At 37.4% G+C, this 15,515-nt stretch carries 17 protein-coding genes; 5 read left to right on the top strand and 12 right to left on the bottom strand.

The genetic code is table 11. From position 1 onward, the window contains the following. Positions 1-36: 36 nt before the first annotated feature. Entirely contained in the window at positions 37-948 is a 912-nt protein-coding gene (locus PVK71_RS16325; protein WP_274420027.1) for a tyrosine-type recombinase/integrase, read from the bottom strand. 160 nt (positions 949-1,108) lie between these two features. On the opposite strand from PVK71_RS16325, the gene PVK71_RS16330 reads away from it, so the two are divergent. From PVK71_RS16330 to PVK71_RS16340, 3 genes are all read left to right on the top strand, one after another. Further along, positions 1,109-1,459 carry a DUF3319 domain-containing protein gene (locus PVK71_RS16330; protein WP_274420028.1) on the top strand — a complete coding sequence of 117 codons (351 nt, stop codon included), beginning with the start codon at positions 1,109-1,111 and terminating at the stop codon, positions 1,457-1,459. A 36-nt stretch (positions 1,460-1,495) separates the two neighbouring features. After that, the gene (gene yciH, locus PVK71_RS16335; protein ID WP_130046102.1) at positions 1,496-1,807 is read left to right on the top strand and encodes a stress response translation initiation inhibitor YciH; all 312 of its coding nucleotides are present in this window, start codon (positions 1,496-1,498) and stop codon (positions 1,805-1,807) included. Between the two features lie 580 nt (positions 1,808-2,387). Continuing rightward, a complete protein-coding gene (locus PVK71_RS16340; protein ID WP_274420030.1) occupies positions 2,388-2,954 on the top strand; it encodes a PhnA domain-containing protein in 567 nt (188 codons plus the stop codon). 146 nt (positions 2,955-3,100) lie between these two features. Here PVK71_RS16340 and PVK71_RS16345 read toward each other — a convergent pair whose 3' ends face one another. The 10 genes from PVK71_RS16345 to PVK71_RS16390 form a co-directional block, all read right to left on the bottom strand. Next, complete coding sequence (locus PVK71_RS16345; protein WP_274420031.1) at positions 3,101-4,057, bottom strand: tyrosine-type recombinase/integrase; 957 nt, start codon at positions 4,055-4,057, stop codon at positions 3,101-3,103. A gap of 231 nt (positions 4,058-4,288) precedes the next feature. Continuing rightward, positions 4,289-5,665, bottom strand: coding sequence for a Re/Si-specific NAD(P)(+) transhydrogenase subunit beta (gene pntB, locus PVK71_RS16350; RefSeq protein WP_130046106.1), 1,377 nt, complete (start codon positions 5,663-5,665; stop codon positions 4,289-4,291). A gap of 12 nt (positions 5,666-5,677) precedes the next feature. Further along, positions 5,678-7,234 (bottom strand): Re/Si-specific NAD(P)(+) transhydrogenase subunit alpha, encoded by a 1,557-nt coding sequence (gene pntA / locus PVK71_RS16355; protein WP_274420032.1) that lies wholly within the window; start codon positions 7,232-7,234, stop codon positions 5,678-5,680. Between the two features lie 250 nt (positions 7,235-7,484). Next, on the bottom strand, positions 7,485-7,760 hold the full coding sequence (locus PVK71_RS16360) for an HlyU family transcriptional regulator (protein WP_274420033.1): 276 nt from the start codon (positions 7,758-7,760) through the stop codon (positions 7,485-7,487). Between the two features lie 94 nt (positions 7,761-7,854). After that, a complete protein-coding gene (locus PVK71_RS16365; protein ID WP_274420034.1) occupies positions 7,855-8,406 on the bottom strand; it encodes an OmpA family protein in 552 nt (183 codons plus the stop codon). A 132-nt stretch (positions 8,407-8,538) separates the two neighbouring features. After that, positions 8,539-9,639: an ABC transporter permease gene (locus tag PVK71_RS16370; RefSeq protein WP_274420035.1), complete on the bottom strand. Its 1,101-nt coding sequence runs from the start codon at positions 9,637-9,639 to the stop codon at positions 8,539-8,541. A gap of 2 nt (positions 9,640-9,641) precedes the next feature. Continuing rightward, positions 9,642-10,757 carry an ABC transporter permease gene (locus PVK71_RS16375; RefSeq protein ID WP_274420036.1) on the bottom strand — a complete coding sequence of 372 codons (1,116 nt, stop codon included), beginning with the start codon at positions 10,755-10,757 and terminating at the stop codon, positions 9,642-9,644. A gap of 9 nt (positions 10,758-10,766) precedes the next feature. Next, positions 10,767-11,744, bottom strand: a complete 978-nt coding sequence (locus PVK71_RS16380; protein ID WP_274420037.1) for an HlyD family secretion protein — start codon at positions 11,742-11,744, stop codon at positions 10,767-10,769. Between the two features lies 1 nt (position 11,745). Continuing rightward, entirely contained in the window at positions 11,746-13,116 is a 1,371-nt protein-coding gene (locus tag PVK71_RS16385) for a TolC family protein (protein WP_274420038.1), read from the bottom strand. 97 nt (positions 13,117-13,213) lie between these two features. After that, positions 13,214-13,675: a TetR/AcrR family transcriptional regulator gene (locus tag PVK71_RS16390; RefSeq protein ID WP_130087643.1), complete on the bottom strand. Its 462-nt coding sequence runs from the start codon at positions 13,673-13,675 to the stop codon at positions 13,214-13,216. Between the two features lie 450 nt (positions 13,676-14,125). Between PVK71_RS16390 and PVK71_RS16395 the strand changes: the two genes are divergently transcribed. Further along, complete coding sequence (locus PVK71_RS16395; RefSeq protein WP_274420039.1) at positions 14,126-14,422, top strand: YfcZ/YiiS family protein; 297 nt, start codon at positions 14,126-14,128, stop codon at positions 14,420-14,422. A gap of 69 nt (positions 14,423-14,491) precedes the next feature. Here PVK71_RS16395 and cspE read toward each other — a convergent pair whose 3' ends face one another. Then, on the bottom strand, positions 14,492-14,698 hold the full coding sequence (cspE, locus tag PVK71_RS16400; protein ID WP_130046116.1) for a transcription antiterminator/RNA stability regulator CspE: 207 nt from the start codon (positions 14,696-14,698) through the stop codon (positions 14,492-14,494). Between the two features lie 251 nt (positions 14,699-14,949). Between cspE and PVK71_RS16405 the strand changes: the two genes are divergently transcribed. Further along, positions 14,950-15,492, top strand: coding sequence for a hypothetical protein (locus PVK71_RS16405; RefSeq protein ID WP_443111731.1), 543 nt, complete (start codon positions 14,950-14,952; stop codon positions 15,490-15,492). The last annotated feature ends 23 nt before the right edge of the window (positions 15,493-15,515 follow it).

Genomic DNA, 15,515 nt, shown 5'->3' on the forward strand with positions numbered 1-15,515 from the left:
TTTGTATTACTTTAAGTGATAAACAAAGGCCTGATATTATTCAGGCTTTTTTTTGAATTTATCTTTTTGCCTTTCTGAACGTTCAATATTTCCAATGTATTGATTTGGCATGGCAGGACTAACCCAACGACCTAACTCTTGAATTTCATGAACGGTATAGCCACACTTAGAAAGTTCTTTCGTTGCACCCACTCGAGCAGATAATCCAGAAAAATTAACCTCCAGATTAAGTAATTCGTTTGCACGACGGAAAATACGATAAATAGACGAGTCATTTAAGTGACTTGACGAAAGATTCTGATGTCGGTCAAGCCCTCTGAATAAATAGCCCTCGGTAAGATGTGATGCACTTAGCCAATTATTAAGTAATAAAGTCGTTTCTTGTGATAGTGGATAATAATTCTGTTTCAGTTGAATGACACAATTTCCAAACTCATCAAAACAAACGTCATCAAGAGTAAGGTCTCTTAACTCTCCACGCTTTAAGAGTAATTCAAACATTAAGTGCCAGATAACTAAATCTCTAATGTCTTTTAATTCAACAGAGGAAGACAGTTGGCGTTCAAGCTCTGCAAGCATACTAAGAGTAATGCCTTCTGTTTGTTTACTGTCGTCTCTTTTATCTAATCTTATCTTTCCAACCGCTGCTTTTACTTGAGCTGTTTGAGTAGGGTCTTTCAATTCGAATGCGTTATGGACATGTGAGATAGATATAAGGGAACGCTTAATGGACGCTAACTTTTTTTCTTTCGCTTGTTTTTCAATAAAGATGCGAATTGCAGTCGTTGAGGCTGGTAAAGCCATTACATGATGCAGCTGACAAAATACAACAAAGTTATTCCAATCATTTTTGAATGAAATTAAGCTATTACGTGAATATTTCTTTTTTAAGCAAGAAGCAAATGTATCTATATCGATATCTGAAGTTAAGAAAATAGATTTATCCATTCTAGTGCACCATAACTAATTACTCTACGTAATAAAACTATATCACAAAAATTAATCGCACATAAGATCACGATTCACTATCTAAAGTCTGGCGTAAAGCTAAAAAATATTCGATCCTAACTATATGGAAATAAGTCATTAAATAGTAAGAGTAGTTGGTATGCAAAGGTCATTATATAAAGGTTTCTTCATTGAAAATAAGACAGGTATTCCTGATGACTGGAAAGTACTGATTAAAAATAAGGTGTTACACGGTCACTTAAGTGCAGTAAAAAAAAGCATTGATTGGTGGAATGATACTGGCTCAATCATACAGCCTAAAGAATTTGGCGATATGGGCGAAACGGCAATCAATGAGAAGAGAGATAAATCACGTACCGAAGAGCATAAAGGTTTTCAAATTAAGAATGATACCGGAGAAGAAAAGACTTGGTATTGCTTATATCATGGGAAATTGGCCAAAGGTTCATTGACTGCAATAAAATCCTTTTTGGATAAACATGAAAAATAATTTACAATTCATCATCACTTTAAAACGAGATTAGTTATGTCTTTAGTATATTCAACCGATATTGGCCGCATTAAACAAGAAGAAGTAAAACAAGAGCGCCCAAAAGGTGATGGTATTGTTCGAATTCAACGTGAAACGAAAGGCCGTAAAGGTAAAGGCGTTTGTGTTGTTACTGGTTTAGATATGGAAGACACGCAACTTAAATTATTAGCTGCTCAGCTAAAAAAAGTATGCGGTTGCGGTGGCGCAGTTAAAGATGGCGACATTGAAATTCAAGGTGATAACCGTGAGAAAATCAAAGAGTTCCTAACAAAGCAAGGTCATACAGTAAAACTAGCTGGTGGCTAATTATTAATGGAGCTTTAAAAGCTAATAATCATTAGATGGATACGAAGTATTATTGAATGATTATTAGCTATTTTATGGTAAATAAGATTATCGTTAAATATCTATAAGAAACGAGAGTATAAGCAGGGATAATTAACAAGAATGGTTTAAATCCATTCTTGTTAATTTAACATAATATACATAATGCGCACTAGATTGTGCTAGGATAAATTAAAATATCATGTTTGGTCTAATTACTAATGCATCTTTATTTTAGGATTAAGCTATATTTTTTACTATTAATTTCAGTTTTCATTTATTCTGTTTTTATGCAGATTGGTTGAAGCATATTCATTATCTATTGTATTTATGTGCATAAAATTGTATTACTGGCTTAAATTTAATGATTGGCTGCTTGGGTATTTTAAGTGAAATTTAACCATATTAGCTCATCTTTGTTACTAATTGGAAAACCATATTTTACCCATTTGATACTAAACTAAAAAGAAAGCAGAAAAATTACAGTATTCTCACCGTAATCCTTTTTCTTATGGTATAAACTTGCCATAATATAAACATCACTAAACAAACAGGCACTATTATGAGCACTGAAACAACTCTATTATCTCGCTGTGATTCTAAATGTGAATTATGTGGTTCTGCATCTTCTCTAGCACCATTCGCAGTACCACCAAAGACAGACATCAACGTTGATAACTGTGTAATGATTTGTGATACATGTACGGCACAAATCGAAGACTCAGCAACAATGGATGTTAATCACTGGCGTTGTCTAAATGACTCTATGTGGAGCCAAGTACCTACGGTTCAAGTTATGTCTTACGTTTTACTAAGCAAACTAACTTCTGAATCTTGGGCTCAAGATGCTCTAGATATGATGTACGTTGAAGAAGACGTTAAAGAATGGGCTGAGAAAGCACTGCTTTCTGACGGTGAAAAACCACGTGATATTAACGGCGTTGAACTGAAAAAAGGTGACGACGTAACGGTTACTAAAGACCTTCCAGTTAAAGGGACTAACCAAGTGATTAAACAAGGCACTGTTATCCGTGGCATTAGCCTTGGTGACGATCCTCGTTTAGTTTCTGGTAAGGCAAACGGCGGTCAATCTATGTATGTAATCGCTGAGTTCTGTCGTAAAAAGTAATTCGTTACTTAACAATCTGACAGACAAAAAAGACGCTTAATTGCGTCTTTTTTATATCTCAAATCCTTATTAATCATTATATCTAAGTAAATATGCAAAAATTAAATTATAATGCCGAGGATTTTCTAATTACTGTGATTATTTATTCACATAAAGATTAAGTTATCACTCGCTTTTTTCAAACGTTCAAATCCACGTTTATCGTACTTTTGCGTGGTAATGATGCTTGCATGCCCCATTGCATCTTTTACGGTCGAGATATCTTCGCCATTATCTAATAGCATAGAAGCAAAAGTTCTTCGGCAATCATGGGGAGAAAATGCACTCACCCCAGCCTGTTTTCTTCGTTCATTTAGTATATGTAAAATAGCTTGTGATGTTAGCTTATCATCAGTCACAGTATCAAAACGCCTTATACGGGTAAATAAGGCGCGGCTATTATCCCCGCTGACAGCATTTAGCCATGAATGCAGTAATGTTAATGATTGTTGTGGCAAATAAGACATTCGTTCTTTATTGCCCTTGCCAAGCACCCGTAATGACCCTTCTTCTGCATTAAAACTTTCAATAGAACAATCCACAATTTCAGATCGTCTTAAGCCACAGCCTAACAATACGCCTAAAATAGCACTGTCTCGAATGCCTTTTATGGTTTGATCATTACAAGAAGAAAACAACAATTGGATTTCATTACTGGATAAGGCTCGACCTTTTGCTAATCGAGAGCCTTTCATTTGTTTGATGTGCTTTATTAATTGATAGTTTTCAGTAGTTATTTTTTTCGATAACCACAGTTCTTGAGCTACACCTTTGATTGCCGCTATGTAGGTATTGATGGTGGCCGATTCTAATTTTTCAGATTTTAATGCCTCAATGACACCAAGTACGTAATCACGGTTTATCTGATGCCATGGGCAATTGTTTAAATTAAAAGATCCAAGAAGATGAGCGATCTTATTTAAATTTGATCTCATTGTTGATCGGCTATTTTCAGAGTTTAAAGATAATAAATATGCCTGAGCTGCATTTAAGCTACTCACTTTAGGCATGGTTAGTCCTACTGAAATATCATTATTTAAAAGTGTTACACTGTCACTACTCATTGATTTTACAACTTATTTATCACTTATCTATAGTATATGATCTTTTTCTACTTTTCCAAAGGTACATTTTAATAAGTAGAGATCCATTTTAGATCCTTTAATCATCATTTAACGGTGATTACACCAATAAGATCTTGTATTAGCTCTGACTAAGAATTGACTATTATTTTGGATAAAAAAAACCGAGTAATGAATACTCGGTTTTTAATCTATTTAATAAGCACATTTTAATTAAAGATGCTTACTGATCTCAACACAACTTTCTTTAGCATCACCGAAAAGCATTTCAGTGTTTTCTTTAAAGAATAGTGGGTTTTGAACACCAGCATAACCTGTATTCATAGAACGTTTAAATACGATTACGTTTTTCGCGTTCCACACTTCAAGAACAGGCATACCTGCGATTGGACTGTTTGGATCTTCCATTGCTGCAGGGTTAACTGTATCGTTAGCACCAATAACTAGGACTGTATCTGTTTCAGATAAGTCATCGTTGATTTCGTCCATTTCAAGAACGATATCGTAAGGCACTTTCGCTTCAGCAAGAAGAACGTTCATGTGACCTGGTAAACGCCCTGCAACTGGGTGAATACCAAAGCGAACTTCAACACCTTGAGCGCGAAGTTTTTCAGTAATTTCATGAACAGGATATTGAGCCTGAGCAACAGCCATTCCGTATCCTGGAGTAATCACGACAGACTTAGACTCTTTAAGCATTTCTGCTACTTCTTCAGCGGTTGTTTCACGATGCTCGCCCTGCTCTTCGTCACCTGATGAAGCAACAACATCTTGACCAAAACCACCAGCAATTACGCTGATGAAAGAACGGTTCATTGCTTTACACATGATGTAAGACAGAATTGCACCTGATGAACCCACTAATGCACCAGTCACAATCAGTAGATCGTTTGATAGCATGAAACCTGCTGCTGCCGCTGCCCAACCAGAGTATGAGTTAAGCATTGAAACAACCACTGGCATATCTGCGCCACCGATTGAAGCAACTAGATGATAACCAAAGGCAAATGCAATTAAGGTTACTAGGATCATTGCAAACATGCTGCCTTCAACACTAACAAAGTAGTAAAGAAGTCCTACTGAAGCAACTAATGCTAAAAGGTTAAGTTTATGACGGTGAGGTAATTGCAGCGCTGATGAATCAATAACACCACGTAATTTACCAAACGCAACTAAAGATCCGGTGAAAGTTACCGCACCAATGAATACACCTAAGAAAACTTCAACAAGGTGAATAGTTAGCATTGCACCAACAAGTACACCGTGATCGATATAACTGTTGTAACCAACAAGAACCGCAGCCATACCTACAAAGCTATGAAGAATTGCCACAAGCTCTGGCATTTCTGTCATTTCCACTTTTTTAGCGTAATAAAGGCCAATAACAGCACCTATTGCCATAGCGACGATAATCCATCCTGTACCTGCAGAGTCAGGGCCAAAAATGGTAGCAATTAATGCGATAGCCATACCAGTAATACCATAGTAGTTACCGCTACGCGCTGTTTCTTGTTTAGACAAACCGGCTAAACTCATGATAAATAAAACGGCAGATACAATATATGCTGCTTGAACTAATCCTGCTGACATTATCTCTACCCCTTACTTATCTTTACGAAACATTTCAAGCATACGCTTGGTTACAGCAAAACCACCAAATATATTAATACTAGCGATTAGAACTGCGATAAATGCTAAAAATGAAACGACACCATTACCCTGTCCCACTTGCAATAATGCACCGACAATGATGATACCTGAAATGGCATTAGTTACTGACATTAATGGTGTATGAAGTGAATGACTTACGTTCCATACAACGTAGTAACCCACCACGCAAGCTAGTACAAATACGGTAAAGTGCGCTAAAAATGCAGCAGGAGCAACCGAGGCTACCCAACCAAAAGCAGCAACACCGGTACCTATCATCGCAAACTTTTTAATTGGCGACATTGGTTCTTCAACCTTTGGCTCAATTTTCGCTTTTGGTGCTGCTTTCGCTTGAGGTTGTGCCGAAACTTGAATTGGCGGCGCTGGCCATGTTACTTCGCCTTCTTTAACAACCGTTACACCGCGAAGAACAACGTCTTCAAAATCGATGTTAATGTTGCCGTCTTTTTCTTTACATAAAAGCTTCAGAAGGTTTACTAGGTTTGTACCGTACAGTTGAGATGATTGAGTTGGTAGACGACCAACCATATCGGTATAACCGACAATCTTTACACCATTCTCTGTAACAAAAACTTCGTCTTTTACGGTGTATTCACAGTTACCGCCATTGGCTGCTGCCAAGTCAACAATCACACTGCCCGCTTTCATGCTATCAACCATTTCTTTGGTGATAAGCTTAGGTGCTGGACGACCAGGAATAAGTGCTGTGGTAATGATGATATCAACATCTTTAGCTTGAGCTGCATATAGCTCTTCCGCTTTTTTGTTGAATTCATCAGACATTTCTTTTGCGTAACCATCACCTGAACCTGAGTTCTCTTTGAAATCGACTTCAAGAAATTCAGCGCCCATTGATTGCACTTGCTCTTTTACTTCAGGACGAACATCGAATGAGCGAACGATTGCACCAAGACTGCCAGCCGCACCGATAGCGGCAAGACCAGCGACACCAGCACCAGCAACAAGTACTTTTGCCGGTGGAACTTTACCAGCAGCGGTAATTTGACCAGTAAAGAAACGACCGAACTCATGCGCAGCTTCTACTACTGCACGGTAACCTGCAATATTTGCCATTGAACTTAGAGCATCAAGCGCCTGAGCTCGTGAAATACGAGGAACTGAATCCATAGCTAGAACGTTGATGTTCTTTGTCGCTAATTTTGCAAGTAACTCTTCATTCTGCGCTGGCCAAATAAAACTGATTAGGCTAGCACCATCTTGAATTAAATCGAATTCATCACCCCCTGTTTCAGCGTTAACTTGAGGAGCATTAACTTTAAGGATTAGATCTGATTTCCACACATCATCAGCAGAAACAATAGTTGCTCCGGCTTGTTCAAATGCAGAGTCATCAAAACTGGCTAAAATACCGGCTTTAGATTCAACAGAGACAGTAAAGCCAAGCTTCAATAGCTGCTCTACCGTTTTTGGAGTGGCAGCTACACGGGTTTCGCCCGCGAGTACTTCTCTAGGTACACCAATTTGCATAGTTATTCCTTTACTATTGGCATGAATTGATACTTACTTTATAAGATATCAATTCAAGTGTTTTGTAATAAAATGACATGATTTTATTACATTAAATTAATTCTTGCTTATATTCACCCTAATTCAGTAAAAAAACAACATTACAGTGACAAAGCAGAGGTCAGACCATTACGATTTTGAAGTTGATTTACAACAATAATTATAATTAGATAATATTTTTTCAATCTAATCTACATCAAAGCTAAGGCATTTATTTAAAGATTGACTCATTCATTTGATCGATCAGCATTTTTGATTTACGTACCATAAGCTTATCAGCATCACTTTTGTTTGAGATTACATCAGAACGAATAAAGCGGTGCTCTTTAATTTCACCATTTATTTCTTTTGTTATTGTACCGGCGATACGAAATTGAGAGCCATCTCGTTCTGAGTTTGGATAAATTAGGAAGGATTGATATTCAATTGGTTCGATCGTTGTTTCTTGCTTAGGTGATGTACCAAATAGACGTGAAAAAAGCCCCATTTCATTTTCCTTTTTGAAATAAGGCTTATTATAGCTTATGTGTCAGTAATGTAGGTAGTTTTGCTACCCAATTATAAAATGACCAAAGAAATCACTACTCTTCAAACAATTCGATTATTGGAGTAATGCGAATTTCTATACGACGATTTTTTTTACGTCCATCGGAATTCATATTAGAAGCAATGGGTTCTTCCTCACCAAAACCATAAGTATTTATACGTGTGGAGTCTACCCCTTGCTCAGCTAATAACGCGAGTACCGAATCAGCCCGCTTATTTGACAATGATATATTAAACTGCTTGCTACCACGACTGTCTGTATGGCCCGCAATAAACACTTCTGATTCAGGTTTATCGTTTAATAATTTGGCTAATTGAGATAAAACAGTTTTGCTTTCTTCTTTTACCTCTGTACTTCCAGAGTCAAAGCTCTTGTCACCATTAAGTAATAGAATAATTTCATCGTTTGTTTTTGCAATACTGCCGATATCACTGGTAACAAACTGTGCTAATTCGTCATTATGATAATTAACAAAGCTTTCAATGGTAGGAGTGTCAATAATACTTGATGTTGAATCATCGCTAGTACTTTGACATCCCATTAAAAAGCCCGTTGCTATAATCATTCCAAGTATGTGTTTTTTCATTATAAGTATCCCTAGTCCAACCTAGGGATAATTTATCAAACTTCGAATATGCTTACTTGATTAGTAAAAATGAAATCGAGACACTTCAACTAATAATGAAACTATGTTGTTACTCAGTATCACTTTTAAGAGTTACATTCGCTTACTGATAAAAAGACCCAACCCATACAGTAAGCATAAACCGTAAAGCCCTGATATATTTAAAAGAACACTGTGTAAGCCTGCGCCCATCTGGTTGAGTTTAAGAAAGCCATCAATAGCAAACCCACTTGGCAATAAGTGCATAATATCAGTTAATGCATTTGGAATAAGTTCAGACGGCCAGATAAATCCGGCACTAAATACAATCGGCATCGAACTAAATAGCACGACTAACAAAATACTTTCGGGAGTAGGAAACCATCGAGCCAGTAGCATACCAAGTAAGATAACCGATGCGATAAATGGCACCATTACGATCAGTAAGTCCAATACGTTAGAAAAACGGCTGATATGATAATGGTCAAACACAAAGCCAAAATAAAAGCTCGCGAGTATTAATTCGCTTATTAAAAATAGTGTAAAACGAGCGATTAACTGTAGCGATGAATTCTCGCTTTCCGTTGCTGCTTTCTGTCTTACGCCAACAGCCATTAATAACGTTTGTTGTAGAATCAATACAAATACGGCTGGGACCACATATTCTACATATCCCATATTTCGGTTAAATACAGGAGTATAATTAGATTTAAAAGGCTGAAAGGTATTTATTGCAGTAGTAATGGGAGTGCCATCAATAGCCATATGAGCAACCCGATATTCAGCAGATAATGTCCCACCCACTTTCATTAGCCCTTCGATTATGGTCCCATAAACTAAAAAGTACGAAGCATCACCAGCATAAGCAACTGTTGGTGCTTGGCCTAATTGCAATTTGTCTGAGAAATCATATGGGATAACTAAAAAGCCGCTAACCGTCTTATTTAAAAACTGCTGTTTTGCTTGCTCAATACTTTCTGCTTGCTCTACGACGTTTAGTTGTTGTGATGTATTCGCCATTAAAATGAATTTTTGGCTAAGCTCTGATTTATCTAAATCTACGACAGTGATCTTCTGCTCTTCTGGGCTTTGATTTAGGTAAGGCAGCGGATAAAGAAATGCATAGAAAAGCACGCCACCGATCATTGCAAGTACAATGGTACTATTAGTAAAGATCCCTTTCGCTTCATTTTTTAATATCGAGAGAAAAGACATGATTACTTCCTTAATCGTGAAATAAGTAAAAGAAGCGGCAAGGTAAATAACAGTAAAATACCGACATGCGAGAAACTTGAAACAAGTCCATACCCATAGTTTGCTTGTTCTATTTGTGAGCGAACAAAATGACTTGCAGGTAGAATTGAGTGCCAAAAAACAGCGACGTTGTTCATGTCTGATACTGGAAAAGTAACACCTAAAAATGCAAAACTGGGTGCCGTGTAAGCGCCTGAGATACTCATTGCTTTGACAATATTATTGGTACCATACCCAATAGCAGTGCCAATACTAATACAAGCCAGTGTCATTGCTCCCATTGTAATGAGAAAACTTAAAATGCTCGCATCAAAAGGAAATTGTAATACCCCGAACAAGAAATAGAAAAGTACACAACCCAAAGTCATTCCAATCAAGAAATAAACGCCAACAAATGAAAGAATGTTTTGAGGTGTTTGGCTATCAAACCATTCACGTAAATCATTGTTATTATTGCGAACCGATTCGTTTTTCATCGCCCAAATCATCCCAACAATAACCGCCATTTGCCATATTGCAGGAAGAATTGCGGAGACTAAGAATTGATTATAATTGCTACCAATGTTAAATAGAGCCGTCACTTGAACTTTAATTGGCACTGCAGAGTTAATTGCTTGAGTCCATGTTGATTGCTTTGTACTCAGCGCCTTTATTGTTGCCAGTTTTGCTTGGATCGTCATGTCTGTTTGCATCAAAGCAGAGTTAATTTGCTTTGCGATTAAGATAAACTGTCCATTATAAAAGCCTGAAATTTGAGGGCTCTTACCCAGCATGACGTTACGCTCAAAATCATGAGGGATAACGATATAGCCATAGTTATCCCCTTCTTTTAATGCGCTATTGGCGATATCCACATTCGGTTGAATCGAGCGAACAGCAAGGGTTGGCGTCGCATCGTAATCTCTAATGATCATTCTGGATAAGCTTGATTGATCAAGATCCACCACATCTAAGGGCAATTCACGAACCACAGATGATGAAAATATCCACCAAATCATCAAGGACAGTACTAATGGAAGGCCAAAAGTAACCGCAATTAACCATGGATTAGAATAATAAGAACGCCAAAATGCTTTCATAAATCACACTTAATCTAATTTCACAATGGCACTCATGCCAACTCGTAGATTTGGTATATCAGACACTGGGTGTGCTTCAATCTCAAAGGTTTTCAGATCAAAGCCTTGACTGTTATCGGTTGCTCTCCATGTAGCATAATCACCCATGACAGCAATATGCGTGATCTTAAATGGAACCGTTTGATCCAGTGCTGGAAGATAGACGTCAATCTGTTGATCTTTTTTATAGTTTTTAAGCTTATCCTCACGAACATGGAAAACGGCCCATGCTTGTTTAATGTCTATAACACTAACAACAGGAAAGCCTTGAGGTGCAATTTCACCTTCATTGAGTAAAACTTGAGTTACCTCTCCTGTATACCAACTGCTGATCTTGGTATCTGCTACATAAGCCTCTACTTCTGCGACTGAACCCATTGCCATTTTTACTTTTTCGTTGGCTGCTCGTTTTGTTTCTGTTCGAGCGCCCTCTTTGGCCATTTGGTACATTTGGTAAGCTGCACTTTCGGTGTATTTTGCCGCTTGCCATTGAGTGTAAGTCTCATCTTTTTTCTGCTCTGATACGACACCATCGTTATAGAGGTTATTAACACGAGTGTAGGTTTTTTCTAGCAGTTTATTGGCTGCTTTTGCTTTTTGCCATTGATCTTTCGCAGCTGCAACTTGTTGAGTTCTTGCTCCTTGTTCTGCTTCTTCTGCTAGAGCACTGGCTGCCGCTTCCCCGGCTTTTGCTTGTGCTAATTTTGCATCTATTTCTGGGCTGTATAAGGAAAAAATAGCTTGGCCTTTCTCTATCATGTCGCCTTTTTTAACATACAAATTCTCGATTCGACCAGGAACTTTAGAGGAAATATTGTATTGCTCCGCTTCTATTTGACCTTGCAGTAATTCAGGTCGAGGCTGATACGCGGCCCAAAAGCTGTAACCAACCCAACTAACTACACCTACAACGGCAAGAGAACCGATGGTTTTCTTTAATTGACTCATGCTATTTTCCTTCTCTTGCTTGAAGTTGATATTGTACAAATGTGTCTGTTCCATCGCTTAAAGCAAGTAACTTCACTAATGAAATCATGTAATTAAATGATGCTAATGAACGTTGCGTTTTAATACTTGCCAAATACAACTCCGCATCCACCACATCAAGTGAAGTCGATAGACCTTGTTTAAACCCTTTTTCTCTGAGTAATATATTTTCTTGTGCAAGCGCGATACTTGATGCTAAACCATAATATTCATCTATCGCTTGTAATGCTTCTCGGTATGTTTTTTCAACCAACAATGAAAGATCTTCTTTCGCCTGTTTTTTAAGATACTGTACTTGTTGAACTGCACTATGCGCCGCGGCAACTTTTTCTGAGCGCCCTTTATTATCTAATAGTGGAACATTAACACCGACACCGACCATCCAATCTGGTGCTATTTCAGCAGATAAGCTGTCACCTTCATACAGATTATAGTTACCATATAAATAAACTTCAGGATAATAGCTGCCTTTCTCCGCTTTTATTAAACTGCTCGCTTGCTTCTCTTTGGCATCTAAAAGGTCTAAACCTGGGTAAGTGGCTAATGTATTATCAATAAAAGCGGTCATTTCAGGTAATTTTTGATTGATAAACAACGGTGTTTCTGGCGTGATGTTTTCATTCATTTGCAACATGCTTCTTAATGCAGCACTGGCAATATCTGAATTTTGTTGAGCTTTACGAAGGTCCACTTTTGCTTTGTCGTATGCAGCATCAGCTTGTAGACGCTCTACTTTCGCAATTTGTCCCTGTTGTTGGAGTTTAACCGCATTATCTCTGTGTTTTGCTAAGCCTTGCTCTACTTCGCTATAGGTTTTAACGACTTCATTAGCGAGAACGACACTAAAATAGTACTTAGCTAAATCTTCATAAGAGGCTTGTTGTTTCATTTTTAGCTGACTGCGTGCTTCGTCTGTTTTTCCTTCCGCTGCACTTTCAGCTGCAGAGATACGGCCACCAGTGAAGATTGGCCAAATCGCACGAATAGAACTAGTAAAAATATCACGTTCTGAAAGAGTTGATGTAATATTCGGTAATGGAATGGGTAAAACTGGTAATGATACCCCTGTACTCTCAATAATTTGCTTTGAGGAAACCGTTACATCATCATCTAAATAAGTATAGTTAGCACTTAAGGTAATAGAAGGAAGATTAAGGTCAGAAGTGCCTGAGGCCAATGATTCCTGACGCTGAACATTCGCGCGCTCTGCAGCGATACCGTTATGATTGTTGAGTACATTTTTCCATGCGCTATCAAAATCTACTGACTTAGCAGAAACAGACAAAGAAAGCAGCGTTGTTAATAATACAGATAGTCGTGAAATTTTAAGCATAACCCCTCCAGTAATCTAGAGTATATACTCTAACTGGTTCCATGTGCAAAAAAAAAGCTTACCGTTGTGGGTAAGCTTTTAATTATAGTAGATAATTTTATTTTGTCATGCGGATCAAAGATAGACCAATAAGCCATTCTAGATCTTTACGGCTTTCTTCACCGTATAAGTCTTCAACCATGCCATATAAACGATCGATACCATTGCGAGCAAATTCGTGTGCATTTGCAGAAGTAACGATATGGTGGAATAAAAGACGTAAGATAGCTCGGAATTGCTCGTCTTCTAAAGATGAAATCCAGCTATCGATAAATGCTTGCTTATCACCTTGCATTTCTAAACGTTCTGCAAATAAGCGGAAAATACGGCCGTCTAATGCAGCTGTAAAATCAGTTTTCTTTGGAAAGTGATGACTGATCCCTGTTCTTGACACACCAGTTTGTTGGCTTAGTGTCGTATATGACATCTTGTCATAGCCTAAGCGTAATAGTTGATCAATAACCGCATCCATAATTTTCTGGATGGTGATTTCAGTATCTTCTTTACTTCTTTTTGGCATAATAAAACTCTTCTAATGTGGTTAGTCCATTAAGAAATCAATCGTAAAAATTAACGAAATTAACATTAGGTTAATTTATAAGATTCAACTCCATTTGTATAATATTTTTATGATATTTCACACGATAAACGTAGTATAGCACTCTGGCCGTCACAGCACTCTCAAAATTAAGAATCGCGATTGTAACGAAATGTCAGTTGCTGTTTAAATGTGACTTAACAGCATTCTGCGTTATACAGTATGGAAATACAATATTTTACGCCTAATTCTGACAAAGAATTGTCATAAAGGTTCATTTTTTGGGATTTTCGTCTCAAGTGTCGATACTGATACATAAATGATATGCAATTGTTATCTTTGCGTTTCTTCTTTACGTTCATTTTCCGAGAGGGTTTTCTTAACCATGGAAACATAGTATAACGTCTGTATATTTATTGTGGAGATAAAATAATGACTACTGAAGTAGAACAAAATGTACCATGCGATGCTTGTGGATGTAGTGCTGAGATGGGCTTTGTGATTAAAGAAGGTGATGATGTTGCAGAAGTAAGCATCTTCGCTAACAATAAAGCGCAATTAGAAGCGGAATTTGCTAATTACTTATCTTTAGCAAAAGAAGTATGTGATGAAGTTGAGTACAGTATTGAACTGACTAACGATGAGAAAGAACTTCACGCTCGCTTGAAATTCTCTTGTAGTGCAGAAAAACTGATTTACGAACTAAAGACTCGCTCTCTTAGAAAATAATCGATTATATTGTAGATAATAAAGAAAAAAGGCCCTCACGTTGAGAGCCTTTTTATTAATATCTTGGTACTAAGCAGGTTGGATATTGCTTGCTTGAGGGCCTTTAGGGCCTTGCTCAACATCAAAAGTTACTGCTTGGCCTTCTTTCAACGTTTTGAAACCGTCTGATTGAATTGCACTGAAATGAGCGAACACATCAGGTCCGTTCTCTTGAGCGATAAAACCAAAACCTTTCTCTTCGTTAAACCATTTTACAGTACCAGTCGCTTTAGACATTACGTCTCCTTACCTTTAATTAAATTTTTCACTTCGGCACTTAGATACCGAATTTCACTATATCAAATGTGTTTTCATAATAAAAACGTAAAAACAGGACTCATATCACTGTTCTAAATTAAACTTATTTAAGATGTGGTCGATACAGTGTCAAGCCATTACTACAAAGTTATTTATCTATGCCTAAAACTACTATTGCTCTCTTTACTCTTATCTTTACGGCCTTGGTCCCTTTTTCAGCTCCAGCTGAAATGTTAAATAAACATCGACTCATTAATCATATAGATAGCTATGGAAATATCAGCTTACGTAATACTAATTACACTGAACTCCCTGATAATTTAGAGCTCAAAGGTGATGTGAACCTTGCGAATAGTAAAATAAAAAAACTGCCTAAAGGTTTGGTAGTTAATGGTGATCTAAACTTAGCAAATACCGTAATTAAGAACATTCCTAAAGGCACTCAAGTAAAGGGCTACTTGAATTTAGCTGGAACCACTCAACTTAAACGCTATACCAGAGGCATTAAAGTCGCAGGCTTTATTAATTTTGCAGGGTCAGGACTCACTGAACTCCCTCCGCGTTTAAAAGTAAACGGCGATCTAAGTGTAATACGAACACCATTAAAAACATTACCAAGACAACTTGTAGTGAAAGGCAATCTATTCCTTGGCCACTCACAAATTACGTCACTTCCTGATGATCTCGTGGTTAATGGTAATATTTATTTGGGTGGCAGACCTATTACGGTTTTTCCTGAAAGCATAAAAGTAGATGGTTATATTTTTAAGTAGTATTACAATAGCCAGATATTTCT

The organism is Aliivibrio sp. S4MY1, assembly GCF_028765545.1.
Taxonomy (GTDB): Bacteria; Pseudomonadota; Gammaproteobacteria; order Enterobacterales; family Vibrionaceae; genus Aliivibrio.

Bases quoted from the DNA above. Each gene is read 5' to 3' on its own strand.
- PVK71_RS16325 (WP_274420027.1), bottom strand. From the start codon at position 948: ATGGATAAATCTATTTTCTTAACTTCAGATATCGATATAGATACATTT.
- PVK71_RS16330 (WP_274420028.1), top strand. From the start codon at position 1,109: ATGCAAAGGTCATTATATAAAGGTTTCTTCATTGAAAATAAGACAGGT.
- yciH (WP_130046102.1), top strand. From the start codon at position 1,496: ATGTCTTTAGTATATTCAACCGATATTGGCCGCATTAAACAAGAAGAA.
- PVK71_RS16340 (WP_274420030.1), top strand. From the start codon at position 2,388: ATGAGCACTGAAACAACTCTATTATCTCGCTGTGATTCTAAATGTGAA.
- PVK71_RS16345 (WP_274420031.1), bottom strand. From the start codon at position 4,057: ATGAGTAGTGACAGTGTAACACTTTTAAATAATGATATTTCAGTAGGA.
- pntB (WP_130046106.1), bottom strand. From the start codon at position 5,665: ATGTCAGCAGGATTAGTTCAAGCAGCATATATTGTATCTGCCGTTTTA.
- pntA (WP_274420032.1), bottom strand. From the start codon at position 7,234: ATGCAAATTGGTGTACCTAGAGAAGTACTCGCGGGCGAAACCCGTGTA.
- PVK71_RS16360 (WP_274420033.1), bottom strand. From the start codon at position 7,760: ATGGGGCTTTTTTCACGTCTATTTGGTACATCACCTAAGCAAGAAACA.
- PVK71_RS16365 (WP_274420034.1), bottom strand. From the start codon at position 8,406: ATGAAAAAACACATACTTGGAATGATTATAGCAACGGGCTTTTTAATG.
- PVK71_RS16370 (WP_274420035.1), bottom strand. From the start codon at position 9,639: ATGTCTTTTCTCTCGATATTAAAAAATGAAGCGAAAGGGATCTTTACT.
- PVK71_RS16375 (WP_274420036.1), bottom strand. From the start codon at position 10,757: ATGAAAGCATTTTGGCGTTCTTATTATTCTAATCCATGGTTAATTGCG.
- PVK71_RS16380 (WP_274420037.1), bottom strand. From the start codon at position 11,744: ATGAGTCAATTAAAGAAAACCATCGGTTCTCTTGCCGTTGTAGGTGTA.
- PVK71_RS16385 (WP_274420038.1), bottom strand. From the start codon at position 13,116: ATGCTTAAAATTTCACGACTATCTGTATTATTAACAACGCTGCTTTCT.
- PVK71_RS16390 (WP_130087643.1), bottom strand. From the start codon at position 13,675: ATGCCAAAAAGAAGTAAAGAAGATACTGAAATCACCATCCAGAAAATT.
- PVK71_RS16395 (WP_274420039.1), top strand. From the start codon at position 14,126: ATGACTACTGAAGTAGAACAAAATGTACCATGCGATGCTTGTGGATGT.
- cspE (WP_130046116.1), bottom strand. From the start codon at position 14,698: ATGTCTAAAGCGACTGGTACTGTAAAATGGTTTAACGAAGAGAAAGGT.
- PVK71_RS16405 (WP_443111731.1), top strand. From the start codon at position 14,950: ATGTTAAATAAACATCGACTCATTAATCATATAGATAGCTATGGAAAT.